The organism is Desmospora activa DSM 45169, from assembly GCF_003046315.1.
GTDB classification, from domain to species: domain Bacteria; phylum Bacillota; class Bacilli; order Thermoactinomycetales; family DSM-45169; genus Desmospora; species Desmospora activa.
Window position 1 is genome coordinate 394,304 of record NZ_PZZP01000001.1, and the last position, 22,631, is coordinate 416,934.

The window sequence follows — 22,631 nt, forward strand, 5'->3', positions numbered from 1 at the left end:
GAGGGGGTCCGGGCGGCACGGGTTGCTTTTTTACACCATCACTCCACAAAGGAGAGGTTGAAGATGCAGAAGATGAAGTGGAGCAAAGGCTGGATACTGCTGTTGGTTGCGGTGATCGCATTGTTGCCGGCGTGTTCCGGGGGGAAGCAGGTAGCGGATGGAGGGGAGTTAACACTCACCTTTTGGAATGGGTTTACCGGTCCGGATGGAGAAGATATGAAACGGATCATCGACCAATTTAATCAAGAACACAAAGGCGAGATTCAAATCAAAGCCCAAACTATGCCTTGGGGCGAATATTACGATAAAATCCGGACGGTGGTCTCCTCCGGTCAAGCGCCGGATGTGGCGATTATGCATGTGGATCAGTTGCCGAAGCAAGCAGATTTGGGCGTGATCATGCCGATTGATGAGTATATCCAGGATTTTGAGCTAAAAGAAGAAGACTTTTTGCCTGCGGTATGGGAGGCGGGCATGTATAAGGATCAGCGGTATGCCATTCCCCTCGATGTCCATCCGATCGGTCTTTACTATAACGTCGACTTGTTAAAGGAAGCAGGATTTGAGAAGCCGCCTGCAACCATGGAGGAATTCTTGGAAGTGGCAGAAGCGACGACAATCGATGGCAATCGTGACGGCAAGATCGATCAGTGGGGCTTTCCCATGCCTATCAAGTGGCCCAGTGGTATGATCTACTTTTCGACGCTGTATCAAATGGGTGGGGAGGCGGTATCGAAGGACGGCTTAAAAGCTTTGTACAACAGCCCGGAAGGGGTAAAAGCCGCCCAGTTGTTGGAGAGCTTTATCAGTGAGCATCAAGTCTCTCCCAAAAACATTCAACAGGATGGGGAAGTAACGCTTTTCCGTCAGGGAAAAGCGGCGATGCATATCAACGGGATTTGGATGATCAACGCCTTCAAGGAACAGAAGGGACTCAACTTCGATGTAGCTCCGATGCCTACCTTTGGCGAGAAGTCGGCCACTTGGGCCGGTTCCCACAATTTTGTGCTACCACGACAGAAAAAAACGGATCCTAAGCGGATTGAAGCGGCGATGACCTTTATCGAATACGTGACCGACCATAGTATCGAATGGGCTCATGCCGGGCAAATTCCAGCGAAAAACTCGGTGCGGGAGAGCGAGGAGTTTCAAGATATAAAATTCCAGTCGCATTTTGCCGATGTAGATACATTGGTGTTCCCGTATCCCTCCCCCACCTATGTAGATGTGTGGGTACCAGCGGAAGAAGCGCTCAATGAAATTTTGTTGGGTAAAAAAGAGGCGAAAACAGCGTTAAAACAAGCGGCGGACAAAGGGGAGAAGAAAGCGGAGGCGGCAGCGAGGTAAACGGGAGATCGAAAGAGGGGAGAAGCGATGAAATGGGGAGAACAACTTCTTTCGCTGGCCCCAGCTACGTTTGGCAAGGTGGTATACGGGATGCCCCTACCCACATTTGGCCTGCCAGGTTGCGAGGAGCCGGGTAATGAATGTGAGTCTCTCCTCTCTTTCATCGCTCCCTGTGCCTGGAAAGGAGGAGAAAAAAGATGCATCGTAAAGTTACCCCGTATCTCTTTCTTGCCCCCCATCTGCTCTTTTTTATCGTTTTTCTGGTCGTTCCGGTATTCTACGGCATCTACATCAGCCTTCATAACTGGAATTATCTGACGGAGCCTGAATTCGTCGGTCTTGAAAACTATCAACGACTGCTATGGATGCCGAGATCGATCGAGTTTCAGGAATTTTGGAATGCATTTGGAAATACCCTCTTTTTTGTGGTACTGACCGTCCCCCTGTTGATCGTCATCCCTCTGATGCTGGCATTAGGCGTCAACACCGATGTGAGGGGACGTAACTGGTTTCGCTCTATCTTTTTTATTCCGACGATGTTTTCGGTGGCCACGATTGTCCTCATCTGGGTGTGGATTTTAGATACCAACGCTGGAGTTGTCAATTATTATTTGGATCAAGCGATTCCCTGGCTGAGTAATACCCCGTGGGTCTGGGTTTCGCTCGTCGTAATCACTGTTTGGTGGACGGTAGGTACCAACATGATTCTGTTTTTAGCCGGTTTGCAGGATATCCCTGATCACCTGTATGAAGCGGCATGGATCGACGGAGCCAACGCTTGGCAACGATTTGTGCATGTGACGCTGCCGGGGCTGTCCGGCCCCTTTACGTTTATCACCATTATGACGACTGTTGCATCGTTTAACGTATTTGGACAGCCACATATGGCCACACAAGGGGGACCTGGGACGGAAACGGAGGTATTGATGATGCTGATTCGCAAGACCGCTTTTTCTGATTTTCAGATGGGCTCCGCTTCAGCAATGGCCCTGATCATGGCCGTATTTCTACTTGTCATCAGTTATATTCAGTTTCGTTTTCATACCCGGACGGATTCCCGTTAAGGGGGGGGCAACCATGCAAAATGGTAACAATCAACGAGGGTTGCGCATTTTTACGACGGTTTTTTTGCTGGTGATGGCGGCGGTGTGGATTTTTCCTCTGCTGTGGGTATTGTCTTCCTCTTTGAAGCCGGAGAGCGAGGTGATTGCCAATCCGCTGACATGGATCCCGCAAACCTTCACCTTGGAAAATTACGCCCAGGTTTTGACCAATACGGACAACAGCCCGATCTTGCGCTGGTTTGGCAATAGCTTGTTTATCGCCACTGCCCACACCGCATTGATGCTCCTGTTTAACGCAATGTCCGCTTATGCGTTTGCCCGGATGCGCTTTCCCGGCCGCGAGTGGCTGTTTTGGCTGTTGATGTTAACGATGATGTTCCCGCCGGTACTCAACTATATTCCCTTGTATGCCATGGTGGATCAGTTGGGGTGGATCGATACTCCCTGGGCGATGATCTTTCCCGGATTGGGCGGTGTATTCGGTATTTTTCTGCTGCGCCAATTCTTTGTCGGCATCCCGGTGGAGCTAGAGGAAGCGGCTCGCATTGACGGTGCAAATTCCTGGCAGATCTTTAGCCGTATCTTTCTGCCGCTGTCTAAGCCGGCTTTGGTTACATTGGCTATTTTTACCTTTATGGGCAACTGGAACGATTTTTTGTGGCCTCTGATTGTAACCAATAGCTTGGAGATGCGGACGTTGCCGGTGGGGCTGTCATTGCTGCAAGGGTATTACAACATTCAGTTCGGGAAGCTAACCGCTTCGACGGTGATTTCCGCAATTCCCGTTTTGGTGGTATTTCTGTTTGCACAGCGATTCTTTATCAAAGGAATCACGCTCTCCGGAATTAAGGGCTAAAGAGAGGGTGCGTATGATTTGAAAAAGATTATTTCGCTGGGATTGCTATTGCTGGGTGTAGGAATGATGGGGGTGAGTACAGTGGCAGAGTCTGTATCGCAATATGAAAACCCGGTGTTTGAGCCGGTTTTGGCCGATCCGACGTTGATTCGGGCGGAGGATGGAACCTTTTATGCTTATGGAACTGAGGATGATTGGGGGGATGGGGCCGGTCCGCACTTAATCCCGATCCTTCGCTCCGACAATATGACAGAGTGGGAGTATGTGGATGACGCTTTTGCATCCAAGCCGGACTGGAAAGAGGAGGGCGGTTTATGGGCACCCCATATCGCCTATCATCAGGGCACCTATCTCCTCTATTATTCGATGTCCACTTGGGGAGATCCTAATCCTGGAATTGGTGTGGCGACAGCCAGCCATCCAGCGGGTCCATTTCAGGATCAGGGACCGTTGTTTACCAGCGAGGAGATTGGTGTAGACAACTCGATAGACCCCATGTTCTTTGTGGATGACGGCAAACCCACGCTTATCTGGGGAAGCTTTCATGGAATTTATGGTATTCGTCTGTCTGACGACGGTTTAAAAACGGAAGGCGAAAAATTTCCGATTGCGGGCAACGCCTTTGAAGCCCCGTATCTGATTAAACGGGACGGCAACTATTATCTTTTTGTCTCTCTTGGTTCCTGCTGTGAAGGAGAATCCAGCACGTACCATGTGGCAGTAGGTCGGGCGGAGGCGATTGAGGGCCCGTATCGTGATCGGGAAGGAAATGATCTGCTCCATTCCAACGGTAGCCCGGTTTTGGTTGGGGATCAGGAGGCTGAAAAAGAGAAGAGATTCGTCGGCCCAGGTCATAACGCCGTGTTCCGTGATGATGATGGGACTGACTGGATTGTCTACCATGGGATCGATCCTACCAATCCTTACTTGCTGGGAGGAGCGACGCGACGTCCCCTGTTGATCGATCGATTGCGTTGGAAAGATGGTTGGCCTCAGGTGGAGGGATTGGTTCCCAGCACAGAGCCGATGACAGGCCCAGTATGGAAGTAGGCAAATTCAGTATCCCTTATGCAGGGTGGAGTCCAAGAGGGGGGAGAACAGTCTCATGGTGATGGAGGGGAATATCTGAAAACGAAGTGCCTTTCCTGTGCCACTTAGTGAAAACGTCACGGAAGGGGAAACGAGCACCTACTGCACCAGTCTCGCTATGGTCACTTCGTTCCCCTTGATTCAATTTACCTTGATAGGAGTGTGAGCAGAGAATGAGCAAACTTCCACGTCCCGATTATCCGCGTCCTCAATTTCAGCGCAACGAATGGATCAATCTTAACGGTATCTGGCAGTTTGAATTTGATGATCACGATGTGGGGATCAAGGAGGAATGGTTTCACGGGAAGGATTTTTCCCGCGGCATTCGGGTTCCGTTTGCCTACCAAAGCCAATTGAGCGGGATCGGGGAGGTGGAATTTCACGATATCGTCTGGTATAAACGAACGTTTCACATCCCGTCGCAGATGAACGACCAGTTGATTTTTCTCCATTTTGGAGCGGTCGATTATCGGGCGTGGGTATGGATCAATGGACAACAGGTTTGTTTCCATGAGGGAGGGCATGTGCCATTCCACGCCGAGATTACACCTTTTTTACGCGAAGGGGAAAACGAGGTAGTGGTACGTGCAGAAGATCCTTCCGACGCCTTGGATCAACCGCGCGGAAAACAGTATTGGAAAGAAGAATCGGAATCGATTTTTTATACGCGCACGACGGGAATCTGGCAGACTGTTTGGCTGGAGGCAGTCTCTCCCACCCATTTGGAGCGCGTTTGGATGACCCCTGACATTGACCGGGATGAGATTGTGATCGAGTATCAAGTGCGAAACCCACTCCCCGATGATCAACTGGAGATCGCAATCACCTTTGACGGCAATCCAGTGGCGACAGAATTGATTCAACTCCATCATCAACGATCACAGCGGGCGATACGACTCAATGATTTTCATGTGCACCACGAAGGACGGATATGGTCACCGGAACACCCCCACTTATACGATGTCACCTTCACCCTGAGGCGGAACGGGGTGAACTTGGATCAGGTAAAAAGTTATTTTGGAATGAGAAAGATCTCGATTGAACAGGGGCGGATCTGTTTAAACAACCGGCCTTATTATATGAAATTAGTCCTGGATCAAGGGTATTTTCCTGACGGGCTGTTGACGCCGCCGTCGGATGAAGCGATTCGCCGTGATGTACAATTAACGAAAGAGATGGGCTTTAATGGTGTACGTAAACATCAAAAAGTGGAAGATCCACGCTATTTGTACTGGGCGGACCGTTTAGGTCTGTTGGTATGGGGAGAGATGGCCAATAGTTACACGTATTCAACCGATGGGGTTCGCCGGATGACACAGGAGTGGCAACAAGCGGTGGAACGGGATTACAATCACCCCTCGGTAGTGGTCTGGGTTCCGATCAATGAAAGCTGGGGAGTGCCACACTTACTTACCGACTCCCAGCAGCAAGCTCATTTACGTGCGATGGTTCATTTGACGAAATCACTGGACGCGACAAGATTGGTGGTCTCCAATGACGGCTGGGAACACGCTGACTCGGATCTGTTGACCGTCCATGACTATCATCCTTATAAACATGTTTTAAAAGAGCGCTATGCCGCCTATAACCATCTGACCTCCTCCTTGCCGGCACAACGTCCCCTGTATATTCCCGGTCACACGTACCAAGGTGAGCCGATTATGGTAACGGAATTTGGGGGAATCGCCTACAAAAAGAGCGACTGGGAAGGTTGGGGCTACTCTGGGGCCACCGATGATCAGGATTTTGCCGAACGATATGAAGCGGTGGTTTCCGCCTTGCTGGAATCCCCGCTGGTACAAGGTTTTTGCTATACACAGTTGACCGACGTGGAACAAGAGATCAACGGCCTCTTAACCTATGATCGTCAACCCAAGATTAACTTGGATGTGATTCGGAAAATTAATGTAGGGAAAGCATGGGATCATGAGAAAATAGAGGCGGATGTGGGAGTGAGGTGAGTGAGGTTTCACCGGGAAGTCCGCTGCATGGATATTCGGGATAATCGGGCTGGGGTTTATTAATGATTCAAGACGGCTCTTTCGCCGTCTTTTTTGTTGCCATTTAGGGGTCACCGGATCATTTCGGGCAAAATGTACGCTGACATATTTCAGACCGCAAAATACCCGACATCTCGTACGCTATGGGATCATCGGTTATTTATTCTATCGCACCATATATTCCCCGCTAGGAGTATATTTCGATGCGCTGAACCTTCATAATTGCGGGAGAGGGAGCGGCACTCAACTTTGGAGCCACGCTGGACCGTTCCATTTCAGATACAATTAATTCCCCCTAATGTATCTATTCAAATATATAATTGTATTATCTTTAAGATCGGAGTGGTGATGATGGATATTGTAGTAAATGGGTTGAATGTTCCAAATTTATCAGAAGGATGGGGAAATATTTAACGAACTGTTAATTCTATCCTTCTATATGAAATAGGAGGACAAAAATGAGATTAGGTTGGGATTTAAAAATCAGAGAAGAAAAATCAATAGATTTGAGAAAGATAAAGGAAATAAATGATCTTGCTTTTGGAAGAGAAACCGAATCGAATATTGTTGATGCTATCAGAAAATCTCCTCACTTTATTCCGCAACTGTCTTTAATTGCAGAGACAGGAGATGGAGAGGTTGTTGGACATATTCTGTTTAGTATCATTTCGATTCAAACAAAAGAAGAATCTGTTAAATCTTTAGTGTTGGCACCTATGGCTATTACACCAAAGTATCAGAGTCAAGGTGTTGGTTCTACATTAATAAGAGAAGGTTTAAACAGATGTGGAAAAATGGGATTTAAACATGTTGTTGTATTAGGACACCCCAATTACTATCCGAGATTTGGGTTTATCCCGGCTATAACTAAAGGAATCAAAGCACCTTTTGAAGTTCCAAATGAGACATTTATGGTATGTGAATTGAAAAAAAATTCATTGGAGAAAGTACATGGCACTGTACAATTTCCAGAACCATTAATGTCTGTGTAATTCGTTCCATATGTACCCCCCCAACTATGTGTATGCTAGAGTTGAGGGGGTTTTTCTCGTACTGAAATGATTAAAATCATTTGCAAGAACGAAACGCCTTGTCGATAGTCTGCTCCAGTTCTTTCGGTGACGGTTTGGCGTATCGCCTGGTCATATTTATATCTGCGTGACCAACTAATTCTGCAACTATAGCAATATCCACCCCAGCCCCGACTAACTCCGTGTATTCAGGTAGATATAAAACACCCTGAGAGGCACGCTAAGAGGATCAGGGCGAGGGATCTGGTTAAGGACCCCTGTGAAAAAAGCCGACTTCCTTAACGTACAGGATGTCGGCTTTTTTATATCCAAAATGTGTCTTAGCGTACACTTTACCCGAAATGGTACGGTGACCCCATTTAGAAACGATTCATGCCGTCAGGTATAATAGAAAGAAATACAAACGGTACGTAGCAATGAAGAGGTGAAGCAAAATGGTTCCCACCGTTAACGAGATGCCGCATTGGTTGACAAAGCGGGCTTTTCTGACCCCCGAGCGGGAAGCGATCTCCGATGGTTACAGGATGTGGACGTTTCAAGAGTTACATGAAAGGGCGGAAGCACTAGCCCAAAAATTAGCCGGTTTTGGCGTAAAAAGTGGTGATCGGGTTGCGCTGTTGCTATATAACCACATGGAATATGCCGCGTTTATCCATGGTCTCTCTTTTTTAGGGGCAGTGGCGGTTCCGCTCAATACCCGCCTTGCCCCGGTGGAATGGGCATGGCAGGTGACGGATGCTGAAGCGAAGGTGTGGGTGTTTGACGAATCCTTTGCGCAAACGGTGCAAGCGATCACGTTGGAAACAAAAACGCTTTGCCTTTCACGAGCGGAAGTGGAAGCGGCATCAGCATCGGGTGGGGAGACGTCATTGTTGGAGCGTATCCAGATGGATGATCCGGCTACGATTATGTATACCTCCGGCACCACCGGCCGTCCCAAAGGTGTGATCCTTACCTATGGCAACCATTGGTGGAGCGCCATTGGTTCAGTGCTCAATCTCGGTTTACAGACGGATGACAAATGGTTGGCGTGTGTGCCGCTGTTTCATATGAGCGGTCTTTCCATCCTGATGCGAAACGTTATCTATGGGATTGCGGTCGAGGTGCAAGCACAGTTTGATCCGGCGGAAGCCAATCGCGCCATCTGCGAGCGGCATGTGACCCTTATTTCGGTGGTTAGTAATATGGCGACACGAATGCTGGATGAGTTGGGGGAGCATGTGTATCCTGATCGATTTCGCTGTATGCTGATGGGAGGAGGTCCGGCACCCCGCCCTTTGTTGGAGCGATGCAAGGCAAAGGGGGTGCCCGTCTTTCAAACATATGGGATGACAGAGACGGCTTCCCAGTCCGTCACCTTAGCGCCGGAAGATAGTTTGGCCAAGTTGGGTTCTGCGGGCAAACCGCTGTTTCCGGGAGAATTGTCCATCCGTGAAGGGGAGCGGGAGTTGTCACCTGGTGAAGAGGGGGAGATCGCTGTGCGCGGTCCCCATGTGACACCTGGATATTGGCGCAGGCCGGAGGCGACGCAGCAGGCGATCCAAGAAGGATGGTTGTATACCGGTGATATCGGATATGTGGATCAAGACGGTTATTTGTATGTGTTGGATCGACGCAGTGATCTCATTTTATCGGGAGGAGAAAATGTGTATCCGGCGGAGGTGGAGGCGGCACTGCTGTCTCATCCTGCCGTGGCGGAAGCGGGTGTGGTGGGGGAACCCCATGATCGCTGGGGGGAAGTGCCTGTCGCTTTTGTCGTTTTGCGTGCAGGGGAGGAGTTGGTTGAAGAGGTGCTTATTCAGCATTGTCGGGAACGGTTGGCCCGGTATAAAGTGCCGGTTCGCATCATCCAAACCAATCATCTTCCACGCAATGCCTCCAATAAATTGTTGCGGCGGAAGTTAAAAGCGAGATTGGTACAGGAGGAGAAGCGCCGATGAAGCCGGAGCGAATTCAACTCCATCATATTCGCATGCGCCTGAAACAACCTTTTGCCAACAGTCTCACCACGGTAACGGAACGGGATCTCATTCTGGTAGAGCTGGTAACGGCGAAGGGAGCGACGGGGTGGGGAGAGTGTGTCGCCTTTGACTCCCCGTGGTATACCGAAGAGACAGTACAAACCGCCTGGCATATGATGGAGGATTTTTTGATCCCCCGTCTAGGTGGAGAGCCTTTGACTCATCCGGATGAAGTGGCAAAAAGGTTTGTCTCTGTTCGCGGCAACCGCATGGCTAAAGCAGCCTTGGAAGGAGCAGTGTGGGATGCCTACGCCAAAGAATCCGGCCTTTCCTTGGCAGATGCCCTGGGAGGTGAGCGGAAGAAGATTGCGGCGGGGGTGGCCGTAGGTGCCAAGTCTTCCCTCGATGCCATGTTGGCTGAGATCCAGGAGCGCGTGGAGGATGGGTATCGGCGTGTGAAGGTAAAGATCGGACCGGGAGCGGATGTAGCGATCATTGCCGCCATCCGCGAGCGATTTCCCCAGCTGCCGTTGCTGGCGGATGCAAACTCCGCCTATACCTTGGCAGATATTGATCGTTTGAAGGCGTTGGATGACTTTGATCTGATGATGATCGAGCAACCCTTGGCTGCAGATGATTTGGTGGATCATGCGCGGTTGCAACGGGAAATGACCACACCGATTTGTCTGGATGAAAGTATATTGAGCCGGGAAGATGTGCGCCGTGCCTTGGAACTGGGAAGTTGCCGGGTGGTTAATGTAAAGCCGGGCCGGGTTGGTGGTCTCACCGAAGCGCGCCAAATCCACCATTTGTGCCAACAGCATGGAATCCCGTTATGGGTGGGAGGGATGTTGGAATCGGGGATTGCACGGGCGCACAATATCGCTCTCGCCTCGCTGCCGCATGTTACTCTGCCTGGGGACATTTCCGCCTCTAGTCGCTATTGGGAGCGGGATATTATTGATCCGGAGGTGTCAATCGACGCGGGATTCATTTCGGTACCGACAGAACCCGGCATCGGATTTGAGGTGGATCAGGAGCTGATCCGGCACTTATGTGTGCGAACATCAGCTTGCAGGATATAGTAGAATATGAAGAAGAGGATGCTGGGTGATACTCGTCAATCCCCTGCCCGTTGCGATTTTGGGGTGCTGTTGTTTAGCATCACGTAAAAGTTCCTACTCATTTCTTCCAAAACAGGGTAAAATAGAGAGGAGATTGAGTTGGACGAAAGAGGGTTATGCCTCATGATCAGGCCGGTAATCAGCATCTCTTTGTTGTCCTTTGGCGGAGGCGTGGCGGCACAGTGGTTCATCTGTGCTTTGTATATCTCCTCAATGATCGAACAAATCGATGGAACGTTGTGGTTGTTGCTGATCCTATATCTATCGTCGGAAACGCTTTTGCTTGCAGCTATTCTTTTTTTTGGGTTTGGTGTTCCCATCTATTCCGTCATTCTTCGCTGGATTCATCGGGATACACCTGGAATCTATCCCCTATTGACTGTGTTCATCGGTCTGATTATGGGGGTGGGGATGACGTGGTGGAACGGACATTTTGATTGGCTGTTATTTGCCCTGCTGCTTCCGGCGGCATTCCTGTTCGGGGGGTTGTGGTGGAACCGAATTGTTGTGGATAGAGAGACGGTTTTTTCCTAAGGCCGGATTAAACGGGATCTTGCTCAAATTCATGCACCCACATCGCCATTTTTGGAGACAAGGGAATGCCGGGATGAATATTCCTGATATGAGCGAGGTATGTCTCTTTGTCGGCTTGCCCTTCCCTTCTGGCGTCCTGATCATTCATTTCACCCACGGTCTGACGGTATACGGCTGTAATGATGAATCGGTGGTTCCCGAGAATCATCGTTTCTCCAGGATAAGCGTATACGCCGTTTCGCCGTTGGGCTCTTTTTTTGCCTGTAAGCACTCGTTCGATATCGTCCTGGCGGGTGATCAATCGCTCAATGGTACAAGTTTTTTCGGGGTAGTCCGTCTGGTCCATGGTCGTATCTCCTTACTGTTATTGTCAATGATTCTCAAAAGGGAAACGGACAGGAGGAAGCGAAAAGAAAAGTATCCTTACACCGATTATGAACGCCTCTGTCATCCAGGTGTGGGGAATCACTGTCTTAAAGGTGACTTGATCGGATGTTCATCAATGGAGTAAGTTCTTCTGCCCCTGCGATTCGATGTTTCGCTCATGCCCTCACTATACCTTACCAGAAAATTACCACGAGGGGAGAAGGAGATCCTGCTTATATTTTATAAATTAGTGAAAGGAAAAAACATGGATTGGAAAATTAGACCTTACCACCCATACAAAGATGAAGAGACGGTTGTTCGGTTTCACCTTGAATTGATGCGTGAACATTATTGGGATCGAATTTTAGTGGAAAATGAAGTGGGTCGTTGTTGGGCGGAGGAGTTGGCGAAGCGTGTAGGGCAACATATGGATATTCGTCAGGATCCGCATCGGCATCATCGTTCCGGCTATATTAACGAGATCTTTTTGGAACCGGCCTATCGGGGATGTGGTTGGGCGGGCGATGCTGGAGGATGGAGAGCGTTGGTTTCTTCAGCAGGGCATTACATCGCGACAAGTGTTTGTAACCAGCAATAACCTGGCTGCAGTTAAACTGTATGCATCACTGGGGTATCGTGTCGCTGATTACAGAATGATAAAAGAAGAGTGATTACTCCCCATGCCTAAAGGCAGGGGATTCTTCGGTAATCTCTGATAACCTATCTCATGTTTGGTTCGATGTTGAGTCGGGAATCGATTAGGGAAAGCGGAACTCACTGAGGTAGGAGGAATTGCGGTGACAGAGATCAATCGCCGTATTTTACTGGCTGAAAGGCCGAAAGGGATGCCGAATCAACACACCTTTCGGTTGGAAGAAATGGCTGTACCGGAACTGAAAGATGGGGAAGTGCTTATCCGTACGGTTTATCTATCCGTCGATCCCTATATGCGGGGGCGGATGAATGATGGAAAGTCATATATTCCGCCATTTCCCTTAAGTGAGGTTTTGACGGGAGGAATCGTAGGCCAAGTGGTAACCTCCCGTGCTGATCGCTTCCAGTCGGGAGATGTGGTGCTGGGAATGTTGGGGTGGCAGGATTACTCTGTGGCCCGGGCCGACGAGTTAACCCTGATCAATCCGGAGCTGGCGCCCCCCTCCACCGCTCTCGGTGTATTGGGAATGCCGGGGTTGACGGCATATTTTGGTTTGATGGATATCGGTTCCCCAAAAACGGGAGAAACCGTGGTGGTATCCGGCGCTGCCGGCGCCGTCGGATCGGTTGTCGGTCAAATCGCCAAAATCCAAGGATGTCGTGTGGTAGGCATCGCTGGTTCAGAGGAGAAATGCCGTTATCTAACCGAAGAGCTCGGCTTTGACGCTGTGATCGACTACAAAGCGGAAACTTGGAAAGAAGAATTAAAACAAGCTTGCCCCGACGGTATCGATATCTACTTTGACAATGTAGGCGGTGAAGTGTCCGATGCGGTGATCAGCCTGATCAATCCGTTTGCCCGTATACCCTTGTGCGGCCAAATTGCGCTGTACAACTTGGAAAAATCGGATATCGGTCCCCGAGTGCAACCGGCTCTGCTGGTAAACCGGGTTTTGATGAAGGGTTTTATCGTCAGTGACTACAGCGATCGCTTTCAGGAGGGGTTGGCACAGCTAGGGCAGTGGGTCTCCCAAGGCAAACTCCGCTACCGCGAAAATATGGTGGAAGGGCTGGAAAATGCCCCTGATGCTTTTCTCGGCCTTTTCCGGGGGGAAAACATTGGGAAACAGTTGGTAAAAGTGTCGTCATTACAACAAAATTGAGGTTGTGCATTCCTTCATCCCATCGGAAATGCCTCAACGACAATAAAAAAGAGAGCCTTCTCCTCGGATAAGAGGAAAAGGCTCTCTTTTTTATTTTTTCTGCTATACAGGGAAGGAGACAAATGCGACTATGTTCAGTCCCTTTTTGATTTGAATAAATTTCAGTATTTATAAGATGAAGTAGCTAGTTGCTAAATAGAAGGGTCTACAAAGTTGAAACAGGATAATGGTATGGTGTTAAATGAGGTCGTTACCATGAAATTTAATGGATATGCGGTGATCCGAAGAGGAGGGCGGGATGTTGGCAGCAACACAGGAACAAGCTGGTTCGGTATGGGAAGTGTTGCGCGTGGCGACGCGGTTGGGACTTACTTCTTTTGGCGGCCCGATCGCCCACCTGGGATATTTTCGCGAGGAGTATGTCAACCGGCGCAAGTGGTTGGATGAGAAAACCTACGCTGATCTGGTGGCGTTGTGTCAATTTTTGCCCGGTCCCGCCAGCAGTCAGGTAGGGATCGCCATCGGCCTGTTGCGGGCGGGTCTGCCGGGGGCGATCGCTTCATGGGTTGGTTTTACCCTGCCGTCAGTGTTGGCGTTGGTGTTGTTTGCCTATGCGGTGCCGGCGGGGAATATGGAAACCTCCGGTTGGCTCAAAGGGTTGATGATCGTAGCTGTGGCAGTGGTGGCACAAGCGGTGTGGGGGATGGCCAAAACATTAGCGCCTGATCGCATCCGCAAAACGATGGTGCTGTTGGCGGCAATCGCGGCGCTCTCTTTTCCTGTGGCTGGGGTACAGGTGGGGATTATCGTGATGGCTGGTCTATTGGGATGGTGGTTATTGCCGCGAGTAGCACCTCCGGATACGCTTTCGCTGTCGGTGGGGTTGGGACGACGGGCGGCCCTCCTTTGTTGGGGATTGTTTTTTGGTTTGTTGCTGTTGTTGCCCTTATTAGCGCAGGGGGGTGGTTTGTGGCTCCCCTTGATCGATGGCTTTTACCGGGCGGGATCATTGGTCTTTGGCGGGGGACATGTGGTGCTGCCGTTGTTGCAGGCGGTAGTTGTTCCAGCGGGTTGGATGGATGCCCCGACCTTTTTGGCCGGTTATGGAGCCGCTCAAGCCGTCCCCGGTCCATTGTTTACTTTTGCCGCCTATCTGGGGATGATGACGGCCGGGTGGGGTGGTGCTGTGGTTGCGATACTGGCCATTTTTTTGCCATCCTTTCTGCTGGTGATCGGTGTTCTTCCCTTTTGGGATGCGATTCGTCGCCGTCCGGCGTTTCAAGCCGCTTTTGCCGGAATTAACGCTGCTGTTGTTGGCATTTTGCTGGCGGCCCTGTTTGATCCAATCTTTATCAAGGCGATCGTTTCTCCGCTGGATTTCTGTTTAGCATTACTCGCCTTCGGTCTGTTGATGATATGGAAATTGCCGCCCTGGCTGGTGGTGTTGGTTGCCGCTGTTGGCGGATGGATAATCGGTTGAGATTTCCACGACTGATAACGGTGGATTTCCCATAGGGACTTGCATGGGTCGCTTGGATAGTTATCGCCTCTGTTTTATTGTGAACAATACCGAGCCAAGTCGACAATCACCCCACACCGGAATGGAATTTGATATAAAACGAAACGCCCCCTTTTCCAGTGGAAGAGGGGGCGTTGTTTATTCTAGTCGTCCGCCTTGTTTTTGGTAACGGCGGCGTTGATTTTTAGGCAGGATGCGCTTGCGGATGCGGAAGTCGACAGGGGTAACTTCCAAGAGCTCATCTTCAGCTAGGTATTCCAAGGCATCGTCCAGGGACAGATTTTTGGGTGGTTCCAGGCGCAGCGCATCGTCGGAACCGGCGGCACGGAAGTTGGTCAGCTGTTTCTTTTTGCAGACGTTGACATCCAAGTCTCCCTCGCGGATGTGTTGGCCGACCACCATTCCTTCGTAAACCTCCGTATTGGCACCGATAAAGAGCGTGCCCCGTTCCTGGGCGGCGTGGAGGCCGTAGGAGGTGGCGGTGCCGGGTTCCCAGGCGACGAGGGAACCGTGATCACGGGTTTGGATTTCACCGGCATAGGGTTCATAGCCGCCAAATAAGGTGTTGAGCAACCCTTCTCCCCGTGTGGCGGTAAGAAACTGCTGCCGGAATCCGATTAAGCCACGGGTGGGAACGCGATAGGTATAGTGAATGGAGCCGTCATCCATCAGCTGCATATCGACCATTTGCCCCTTGCGTTGGCCTAAAAGTTCCACGACTGCTCCTTGGTATTCTGCCGATACTTCGATTTCCACCACTTCTACCGGTTCATGCCGTTTCCCGTCGATTTCCTTTAGAATGACTTCCGGCTTGCTTACCTCAAACTCGTATCCTTCCCGGCGCATGTTTTCAATCAAGATGCCCAGGTGTAATTCACCGCGTCCCGCCACCAGAAACGTGTCAGCGGAATCGGTGTCGGACACGCGCAGGGCGACATCCCGTTCCGATTCAATATAGAGCCGCTCCCGCAGTTTGCGCGAGGTAACGAACGTCCCTTCCCTACCAGCGAAAGGGCTGGTGTTGATACCGAAAGTGATACGCAGCGTTGGCTCTTCCACCTTGATCGGGGGAAGAGGGCGTGGATTTTCCGGATCGGTGATGGTGTCTCCAATGCCAATATCCCCAAGGCCCGTCAGAGCGATTATATCTCCCGCTTGTGCTTCTTCCACTTCAATTCGGTTCAGCCCTTGATGGGTAAATACCTGGGATACTTTCAAGGGACGCTCCGATTCACCGGTGATATGCAGCACCGACTGATTTTTGCGGATGGTGCCGCTGTTGAGACGACCGATGACAATTTTGCCTTTGTAATCGTCGTAACCCATCAGTGTCGCCTGCAACTGTGTCGGGCCGTCAGGATCAACGGTGGGTGCGGGCAGATGGCGCAAAATCTCCTGAAAGAGCGGTTCCAGGCTATCGGTGAGGGCATCGGGTTCCACTCCGGAGTGACCGGTGAGGGCGTTCGTGTAGATAACGGGGAAGTCGGCTTGCTCTTCTGTCGCCCCTAGATCGACAAACAGATCAAAAGTGGTGTTGATCACATAATCGGGGCGAGCGTTGGGCCGATCGATTTTATTGACGACGACGATCGCCTGATGTCCCCGCTCCAGCGCTTGCCGCAGCACAAACTTGGTTTGCGGCATGGGGCCTTCCACGGAGTCCACCAACAACAGAACGCCGTCCACCATGTTCATCACCCGTTCCACTTCGCCGCCGAAGTCGGCGTGGCCGGGCGTGTCGACGATGTTGATCTTCACCCCTTGATACGAGATCGAAGTGTTTTTGGAGAGGATGGTGATGCCTCGTTCCCGCTCCAAATCATTGGAGTCCATCACGCGCTCGGCGACCGCTTGATTTTCCCGAAAAATGCGGGCTTGCTTCAGCATCGCGTCGACAAGGGTGGTTTTTCCATGGTCGACGTGAGCGATGATGGCGATGTTACGGATGTTTTGAGGGTTCATATGACCGGGCACAGCTGTGCCCCTGGCCTCCTTCACACAATAATGATGCCACAAAAAAGCACCCGGCGTAAGACAAGCCGGGAGAATCAGCAATCCGAAAAATGATCCTTCCAGAACAGCATTATATCACAGGGTAGAAGGGATCGCCATCAAGGGGCATCAAAAGAGGAGCAGGACCCGCAAAGGTCCTGCTCAATTTAATCAAAAACAACGTTGGACAACAGTCGGTACAAATAATCCGTATGTCCGCGGAATCCCGGCTCCATGCCGATTAGGGTTACATCCGCATCCTTCTCCTGCACAATGACGGCTTCTCCTTGTGCCGCTTCGCGGTTTTTCCAATGACCGGAGTGGAAAAAGTCCGTGGAATCGTGATAAGCGGCAGCGACGGTTGCGTGATCGGTGGATGTGTACCAGGCGGGCCGGTAGACAAACCCGAGATCCTTCTCCTTATAGCCTGCGGTTAAGGGCGAATCACGGTAATCCACCTTCACAATACCGTTGCTGTTGCTGCCGCCAGCGTGAACTTCCACCTTCGTCAAGCCGAGGGTACGGGTCGCTTGGGAGGCGGAGGAGCCGACAGCGATATATTTGCCGCCCTTTTCAACAAATTGGGTTACGTGCTTTTTAAACGTTTGCACCTGGGACTCATCCTTCAGACCAAACTCCTTATTCGCTTCACTCAAGTTGGAGGAGATCAATTGGGATGTGCCGCTGTAGACAAACACATCATAGGAGGTGAGCCCTTTTTTCGCCACTTCCTGCGGATGCAGCTCCGTCACCTGAAAACCGAGGCGTTCCAAGGCAATACGGGTGCCGGCATGGGATTGTCCTTTGTTCATACCGCCATCTTTTAGGATCGCCACGTTCAGGTTTTTCACCGGTTGGGCACCCTGCGGGATGTTGCCGCTACGGATGGTTAAGCCTGAGTCCCGAACCGCTTGTTGCAGCGTGGAAGAATGGCTTTCAACATAAAAGTCACCCGCTTGATCCCGTTTGACGGTGATGCCTTGTTGGATTAACGAATTGACCAGATGGACCGCTTCCACGGTTTGGTTCGGAATATGATAGGGACCTTTTCCGGACAATTGGCCTGTCGCTTTTGTCTTTTTCACCGGGGTGGATGTTACTGTTACCTCTTCGTCGGTTGGATCAGCTTCAAAGCCCCACAATTCCGGTAAGCTCCAGGCGGAGATATCGTACATGGAAGGGGTGATGTCTGTAATGTCCTCCCCATCCCACAACATCGTGTTGGCCAATCCCGCTTTCGCTTGATTCATTTTGACGATGTAAGTGCCAGCGGGATATTGTTTGCCCTTCGCTTCAAAGGGAGTTTTGGCTTGCTCCACGGAGATATCGTTGTCCAACAAATGATTGACCGCCTTCAGCGTAGGAGTCGGCTGGTCGCGATCCACTGGGAGGATATACGCTTTTGGGAAAAATTCGTCCTGGTGATAGGGATGATCAAACTGGATGCCGCGTCGAAACACCTCCAACTGGTCGCGGATCATTTCATCTTTGTTGTCGGCGGCAAATTTAAGCGCACCCATCACCGCATCTTCTTGCCAGCGCACACCGTCCCAATCGTTGGTGGGCGCTTCCAGGGTATACGCAAAGGAGCCATGGTACATTGCGTACATTGGCGTAAAGATGGGCGGATAATCGTCCCAGCCATCACTATCGTCCCGTTGTGGGATATACGTACCCTTCATATTGCGATACAAGTCGGATTCGTAGGCGTCACGGTTGGATACCAGCTCTGCTTCCATCGCTTCTGCCTGGTCCATTGCCCACTTGGAGAAAAGATCGTATTCATAGTTGGGGTTGTGAGGTGGGGTGCAAGGTTCAATCAACCCCGGCTTCGACGCACCCCCGGAGCGCACATAGCCGTGCAAATCGAGTAGCACCATCGGATTCCAACGGGTGATCAGTTCCACCATCTGCCGCGTTTCCGGTTGGGATGACGTGATAAAATCACGGTTGAGATCGATACCGGCGGAGTTAAAACGCGTTGCAGACCAGCGTCCGTCAGGGTTGGCGACAACATTGAAAATGAGGACATGGTTTTCCAAAATCGTTTTCGTCTCAGTATCATTCTGAGTGGCAAATCGGTCCATCAGACGGAGGACAGCATCAGTGCCGACAAACTCCGTGCCATGGATGGAACCGTTGATCAGGACGGGCACTTTAAAGTCGGAATCTTTTCCCGTCAATTGTTGAGCCGTCACGGAGCGGTTAAACATCTGACGGCGCAATTGTTGATACTGTCCAAACTTCGCTTTAGCACCGGCTTCCGAGATGGTGACCACATACATCGGATGTCCGCCAGCGGACAATCCAGACTCCTCCACCGAAACTCGGTTGCTCTTCCGCTGTAACTCTTTTAGCATGCCTTCTACTTCGGAATATTTGACAAAATCGTAGTGCTCGCTGTTAAAAAGGCTTTTCTCTTTTTCCGGCCCATCATGATAGGCCCAGGCGACACTGGGTACCACCGCCATGACGACCGCCAGCAAAAACAAGGTCCATCGTTTGATCATCAGCCATCCTCCACCCACAAGAAATTTCCAAGGAAAATGTTTTTCCGGAGTCTATCTTTTTCGACTAAATCGTTGAAAAACCTTTTATGAAAAAACGGTAAAATATTCTTGCTCAATCTGAATCGGGCAAAGTCTTTGGGACCTGGCATCTACGTATCTAAAACGGTTGAAAGGAGTGTCAATTGGATCATGTATAGAAATGAAACAACACTCGGACTGCAATGGTCCGAGCGGGATGGGGAGATGAAAGACGGCAACTTACTGTAATAAAAGAGAGCCCCATTGATAGCATCAATGTGGGCTTCTTTTGGATGGGGATTCCCGCTTGCATCGACTAAACAGATTGGTGAGGGTTTACTCCTCGTGTGACGGAAAAGGGGGAGATTTACCGATTCTTTTGCTTAAAAAAATCGGATGCCCATATTTGCTCCAGCCCTCGCAGCTGACATTGATTGATGTATTGGATCAACGAATTCAGTTCTTTTGATGCCGTTTTATTGGGAAAAGAGATAAATATATCACCGCCGGTGGCGCTGTAGTAATCGTATGTTTCATGCTGTTGATTCCAGTACTGGCGGTAGAAAGTAACGATTTCTTCTCCCATTTCAGCGGAACAGCGAATGTGAAGTTGAGTCCAATCATAATCGGTATCTGCATCCCATGCATGGATCATCGAAAGAATCCACTGGGGTTGGGCGGGATGAAAAGCCAAGGTATGTTCGATCGAAAATTCCTGTGCAAAACTCAGGTCTTTTTCCAACATCCCCTGTTCATCAAATGTGATATATTTCGTCTCCGCTTCATCTAAAAAATATCGAGTTTGAAAGATAGTAGAAAAGCCGAATCGTTTTGCGAACGCCACAAAATCTTTTAACTTAAACCGGAAAAACACCCAGCTCTCTAAATCATCGGTATGATACAGGTTGATCAAATCATCCTGTTGATCTGCGAGGGTTTGCTTTGCTTGATCAACAGTCAACGGTGGCTGAATAGCGGTGATATTTTGCTCCCCATAACGTTGGAAAACGTGATACAACTTGGTTCGCAATTTCATTACGGCGTATTGGTAGGGAGTTAAGCCAAACTGGTCTTCTTGTTTCGGGTCGGCACCATGGTTCAATAAAAACTCCAACAAAATTGCATTATTGTTTAATACCGCAATATGTAGCGGGGTAAGACCGTCTTCATTTTTTAGATTGATGTCCGCTCCCAGCTGAATCAGGCAGTCTACCATCGCTTGATTGCCAATGTCGATCGCTTTCTGTAAAGGGGTTTCGTTTCCTTTGAAGTGGTGAAGTTGTTTGGGATTCTTTTTGACTAACATCTCTGCGATCTTTAGGTGGTGGTCATTGGTTTGCTCCGGTCTTTTGATCGTATCATGGAGGATGTATTCTTTGGTTAGAGGAGCGCCGTAGGAGATGTACTCCTGCACCAGCTCACTGTTACCAACATTGATAGCGGCTTCCCAAACCGCTTCATCCAATCCTTCCGGGGTAACCTGGGTACCATAAGAATGAAGCAAACGGGCAGTTCCAACATTGTAGACATCTCTATACAGGTTGGGGTGAACATTGGGATTGGCCCCGTGTTCCAATAACAAACGAACGATTTCTACATAGCCGACGTAGACAGCCTGACGAAGGGGAGTATTCTCATGGTAATCGAGCATATAATCCGGGTGGTTTAAGAGATTGGGATCGACTCCTGTTTGAAGGAGATAACGAATCACATCAATTTTTCCCTGTTTGGCCGCTTCAACGATTGATAGGCTTTGAAGGGAAGGGTCAAGGGGGAGCGGGGCATTCTCTTCCCTTAAAAGATGAGCAATCTCCGGCGTGATGGCCAATTGCAACGGTTTTTGTCCCCAACGATTTTCGAGGTGGGCGGCGCCAAGGGAGAGAAGGGCTGTAACTACTTCTTTTCTACCGGCTAAAGCGGCAAAATGTAGGGGAGTATTTCCTTGTTCGTCGGTTTCATCGATTGTCAATCCTAACTCCGCCAATAGATGGGCATTTTCCGCTGATCCGACTAAGTGTAATAAACTGACTTGAAATAATCCCTCTTTTATTCCGATAGTTTTTTGATGCAGGTGGTGTGGTTCTTCCGATAATTGCTGCCTTAACTCTTCTGCTGATCCGCTGATGGCTATTCGACAAGTTTGCCAAAAAGCTTGGTCATCTTTTTTGATGTTATTGACGATGTTCATGCTGTAACCTCCTCTGATGATCAAGCTCAGATAAACAGCCGGAAAGTAGAAATGATAAATCGTTTTTCCTGCTATTCCAAGTAAAATCGATGGCTTGATGATCTATGTTCATAGTAATCGAATTTGACTCCGTTGTGTCAGCAAGAGAGTAAAATTGCCTTAACGATTGTTTGTGGCTAAAATGAACAAAAGAAATTATCAGAGACGGAGGCCCCCGATGAATCCGATTGAAGTGATGTTACAAACCGATCCCGTCATCATCCTAGATGGTGCCATGGCGACGGAACTGGAACGCCATGGCTGTGATTTAAACGACCAACTCTGGTCGGCAAAAATTTTGCTGGAAAACCCCGATTTGATTAAGCTCGTCCATCTGGATTATTTTGAAGCGGGTGCGGACTGTGCCATTACCGCCAGTTACCAGGCTACGATAGAAGGAATGACGAAGCGGGGTCTCAGTGAGGCTGAAGCTATTACGCTGATCCGGTTATCCGTTGAGCTGGCTGTACAGGCGCGGGATCAATTTTGGGCGAAGGCGGATCATTCAAAGCGGCCAAGGCCCTTGGTGGCGGCATCAATCGGGCCCTATGGCGCCTATCTCGCGGACGGCTCGGAATACCGAGGGGATTATGGTGTGAGCGAGGAGGCGTTGATCGATTTTCACCGTCCCCGGATGAAAGCGTTGATCGAAGCGGGGGCGGATATCCTCGCCTGTGAAACGATTCCCTGTTTGCAGGAAGCTCGTGCGCTTGTCCGTTTATTACAGGAGTTTCCCGGAGCGTATGCCTGGATCACCTTTAGTGCTAAAGATGAGCAACATATCAGCGATGGGGAATCGATTTCCACCTGTGCCGCTTGGCTGGATCGATTTGAACAAGTATCCGCAGTCGGAATCAACTGTACACCGCCACGGTATCTCTCTTCTCTGATAACCGAGATCAAACGCCACACATCCAAGCCGATTATCGTCTATCCCAATTCCGGTGAGCAGTACGATCCCGTGACGAAGAGTTGGACCGGCCCATCCTCCAGCGAAGGATTTGGCCGGAGTGCCCGACATTGGTATGAGTGCGGCGCACGTATCATCGGCGGCTGCTGTCGGACAAAGCCGGAGGATATCCAAGCGATCGCCGCATGGGCGCGAGGAGAATAAGTATCGAAGACGAACGGTAGATGATCGCTGACTTTGACTCTGTGGAACTCTTTTTGGTGGCA

At 50.1% G+C, this 22,631-nt stretch carries 18 protein-coding genes and 1 pseudogene; 14 read left to right on the forward strand and 5 right to left on the reverse strand.

Annotated features, from left to right (window positions below; all coding sequences use genetic code 11):
- Positions 1 to 63: 63 nt before the first annotated feature.
- The 6 genes from C8J48_RS02015 to C8J48_RS02040 all read left to right on the forward strand — a co-directional run bounded on the left by C8J48_RS02015 (position 64) and on the right by C8J48_RS02040 (position 7,348).
- Complete coding sequence (locus tag C8J48_RS02015) at positions 64 to 1,347, forward strand: ABC transporter substrate-binding protein (RefSeq protein ID WP_107724710.1); 1,284 nt, start codon at positions 64 to 66, stop codon at positions 1,345 to 1,347.
- 197 nt (positions 1,348 to 1,544) lie between these two features.
- Positions 1,545 to 2,411, forward strand: a complete 867-nt coding sequence (locus tag C8J48_RS02020) for a carbohydrate ABC transporter permease (RefSeq protein WP_107724711.1) — start codon at positions 1,545 to 1,547, stop codon at positions 2,409 to 2,411.
- Positions 2,412 to 2,424: 13 nt separating this feature from the next.
- Positions 2,425 to 3,267: a carbohydrate ABC transporter permease gene (locus C8J48_RS02025; protein ID WP_107724712.1), complete on the forward strand. Its 843-nt coding sequence runs from the start codon at positions 2,425 to 2,427 to the stop codon at positions 3,265 to 3,267.
- An 18-nt stretch (positions 3,268 to 3,285) separates the two neighbouring features.
- Entirely contained in the window at positions 3,286 to 4,317 is a 1,032-nt protein-coding gene (locus C8J48_RS02030) for a family 43 glycosylhydrolase (protein ID WP_245891039.1), read from the forward strand.
- Between the two features lie 212 nt (positions 4,318 to 4,529).
- The gene (locus C8J48_RS02035) at positions 4,530 to 6,317 is read left to right on the forward strand and encodes a glycoside hydrolase family 2 protein (RefSeq protein WP_107724713.1); all 1,788 of its coding nucleotides are present in this window, start codon (positions 4,530 to 4,532) and stop codon (positions 6,315 to 6,317) included.
- Between the two features lie 497 nt (positions 6,318 to 6,814).
- The gene (locus C8J48_RS02040) at positions 6,815 to 7,348 is read left to right on the forward strand and encodes a GNAT family N-acetyltransferase (protein WP_107724714.1); all 534 of its coding nucleotides are present in this window, start codon (positions 6,815 to 6,817) and stop codon (positions 7,346 to 7,348) included.
- 76 nt (positions 7,349 to 7,424) lie between these two features.
- Here C8J48_RS02040 and C8J48_RS19170 read toward each other — a convergent pair.
- Positions 7,425 to 7,559 (reverse strand): annotated as a pseudogene (locus C8J48_RS19170) (tyrosine-type recombinase/integrase); the annotation flags it as partial.
- A gap of 262 nt (positions 7,560 to 7,821) precedes the next feature.
- Between C8J48_RS19170 and C8J48_RS02050 the strand changes: the two are divergent.
- The 3 genes from C8J48_RS02050 (at position 7,822) to C8J48_RS02060 (ending at position 11,006) form a co-directional block, all read left to right on the forward strand.
- Complete coding sequence (locus C8J48_RS02050; RefSeq protein ID WP_245891040.1) at positions 7,822 to 9,327, forward strand: o-succinylbenzoate--CoA ligase; 1,506 nt, start codon at positions 7,822 to 7,824, stop codon at positions 9,325 to 9,327.
- A complete protein-coding gene (gene menC, locus C8J48_RS02055; RefSeq protein ID WP_107724716.1) occupies positions 9,324 to 10,433 on the forward strand; it encodes an o-succinylbenzoate synthase in 1,110 nt (369 codons plus the stop codon). The genes C8J48_RS02050 and menC overlap by 4 nt, the downstream gene beginning before the upstream one ends.
- Before the next feature lie 162 nt (positions 10,434 to 10,595).
- Entirely contained in the window at positions 10,596 to 11,006 is a 411-nt protein-coding gene (locus C8J48_RS02060; protein ID WP_107724717.1) for a hypothetical protein, read from the forward strand.
- 7 nt (positions 11,007 to 11,013) lie between these two features.
- Here the strand turns inward: C8J48_RS02060 and C8J48_RS02065 are convergent, their stop codons facing one another.
- Positions 11,014 to 11,352: an ASCH domain-containing protein gene (locus tag C8J48_RS02065; RefSeq protein WP_107724718.1), complete on the reverse strand. Its 339-nt coding sequence runs from the start codon at positions 11,350 to 11,352 to the stop codon at positions 11,014 to 11,016.
- Between the two features lie 285 nt (positions 11,353 to 11,637).
- Here C8J48_RS02065 and C8J48_RS19015 point away from each other — a divergent pair, with 285 nt between their 5' ends.
- The 4 genes from C8J48_RS19015 (at position 11,638) to chrA (ending at position 14,669) form a co-directional block, all read left to right on the forward strand.
- Positions 11,638 to 11,970, forward strand: coding sequence for a hypothetical protein (locus C8J48_RS19015; RefSeq protein WP_245891041.1), 333 nt, complete (start codon positions 11,638 to 11,640; stop codon positions 11,968 to 11,970).
- Positions 11,936 to 12,043, forward strand: coding sequence for a hypothetical protein (locus C8J48_RS19310; RefSeq protein ID WP_425430464.1), 108 nt, complete (start codon positions 11,936 to 11,938; stop codon positions 12,041 to 12,043). The genes C8J48_RS19015 and C8J48_RS19310 overlap by 35 nt, the downstream gene beginning before the upstream one ends.
- 135 nt (positions 12,044 to 12,178) lie before the next feature.
- Positions 12,179 to 13,189 (forward strand): NADP-dependent oxidoreductase, encoded by a 1,011-nt coding sequence (locus C8J48_RS02075; RefSeq protein WP_107727543.1) that lies wholly within the window; start codon positions 12,179 to 12,181, stop codon positions 13,187 to 13,189.
- Positions 13,190 to 13,490: 301 nt separating this feature from the next.
- Entirely contained in the window at positions 13,491 to 14,669 is a 1,179-nt protein-coding gene (gene chrA, locus C8J48_RS02080) for a chromate efflux transporter (RefSeq protein WP_245891042.1), read from the forward strand.
- A gap of 177 nt (positions 14,670 to 14,846) precedes the next feature.
- Here chrA and typA read toward each other — a convergent pair whose 3' ends face one another.
- The 3 genes from typA to C8J48_RS02095 all read right to left on the reverse strand — a co-directional run bounded on the left by typA (position 14,847) and on the right by C8J48_RS02095 (position 21,416).
- The gene (gene typA, locus C8J48_RS02085) at positions 14,847 to 16,670 is read right to left on the reverse strand and encodes a translational GTPase TypA (protein ID WP_107724721.1); all 1,824 of its coding nucleotides are present in this window, start codon (positions 16,668 to 16,670) and stop codon (positions 14,847 to 14,849) included.
- Between the two features lie 197 nt (positions 16,671 to 16,867).
- Positions 16,868 to 19,210, reverse strand: a complete 2,343-nt coding sequence (locus C8J48_RS02090; RefSeq protein WP_107724722.1) for a M14 family zinc carboxypeptidase — start codon at positions 19,208 to 19,210, stop codon at positions 16,868 to 16,870.
- A 385-nt stretch (positions 19,211 to 19,595) separates the two neighbouring features.
- Positions 19,596 to 21,416, reverse strand: coding sequence for an ankyrin repeat domain-containing protein (locus C8J48_RS02095; RefSeq protein ID WP_107724723.1), 1,821 nt, complete (start codon positions 21,414 to 21,416; stop codon positions 19,596 to 19,598).
- 217 nt (positions 21,417 to 21,633) lie between these two features.
- Between C8J48_RS02095 and mmuM the strand changes: the two genes are divergently transcribed.
- Complete coding sequence (gene mmuM / locus C8J48_RS02100) at positions 21,634 to 22,569, forward strand: homocysteine S-methyltransferase (RefSeq protein WP_107724724.1); 936 nt, start codon at positions 21,634 to 21,636, stop codon at positions 22,567 to 22,569.
- The last annotated feature ends 62 nt before the right edge of the window (positions 22,570 to 22,631 follow it).

Coding starts and splice junctions, on each gene's coding strand:
- C8J48_RS02015 (WP_107724710.1), top strand. CDS start 64: ATGCAGAAGATGAAGTGGAGCAAAGGCTGGATACTGCTGTTGGTTGCG.
- C8J48_RS02020 (WP_107724711.1), top strand. CDS start 1,545: ATGCATCGTAAAGTTACCCCGTATCTCTTTCTTGCCCCCCATCTGCTC.
- C8J48_RS02025 (WP_107724712.1), top strand. CDS start 2,425: ATGCAAAATGGTAACAATCAACGAGGGTTGCGCATTTTTACGACGGTT.
- C8J48_RS02035 (WP_107724713.1), top strand. CDS start 4,530: ATGAGCAAACTTCCACGTCCCGATTATCCGCGTCCTCAATTTCAGCGC.
- C8J48_RS02040 (WP_107724714.1), top strand. CDS start 6,815: ATGAGATTAGGTTGGGATTTAAAAATCAGAGAAGAAAAATCAATAGAT.
- C8J48_RS02050 (WP_245891040.1), top strand. CDS start 7,822: ATGGTTCCCACCGTTAACGAGATGCCGCATTGGTTGACAAAGCGGGCT.
- menC (WP_107724716.1), top strand. CDS start 9,324: ATGAAGCCGGAGCGAATTCAACTCCATCATATTCGCATGCGCCTGAAA.
- C8J48_RS02060 (WP_107724717.1), top strand. CDS start 10,596: ATGATCAGGCCGGTAATCAGCATCTCTTTGTTGTCCTTTGGCGGAGGC.
- C8J48_RS02065 (WP_107724718.1), bottom strand. CDS start 11,352: ATGGACCAGACGGACTACCCCGAAAAAACTTGTACCATTGAGCGATTG.
- C8J48_RS19015 (WP_245891041.1), top strand. CDS start 11,638: ATGGATTGGAAAATTAGACCTTACCACCCATACAAAGATGAAGAGACG.
- typA (WP_107724721.1), bottom strand. CDS start 16,670: ATGAACCCTCAAAACATCCGTAACATCGCCATCATCGCTCACGTCGAC.
- C8J48_RS02090 (WP_107724722.1), bottom strand. CDS start 19,210: ATGATCAAACGATGGACCTTGTTTTTGCTGGCGGTCGTCATGGCGGTG.
- C8J48_RS02095 (WP_107724723.1), bottom strand. CDS start 21,416: ATGAACATCGTCAATAACATCAAAAAAGATGACCAAGCTTTTTGGCAA.
- mmuM (WP_107724724.1), top strand. CDS start 21,634: ATGAATCCGATTGAAGTGATGTTACAAACCGATCCCGTCATCATCCTA.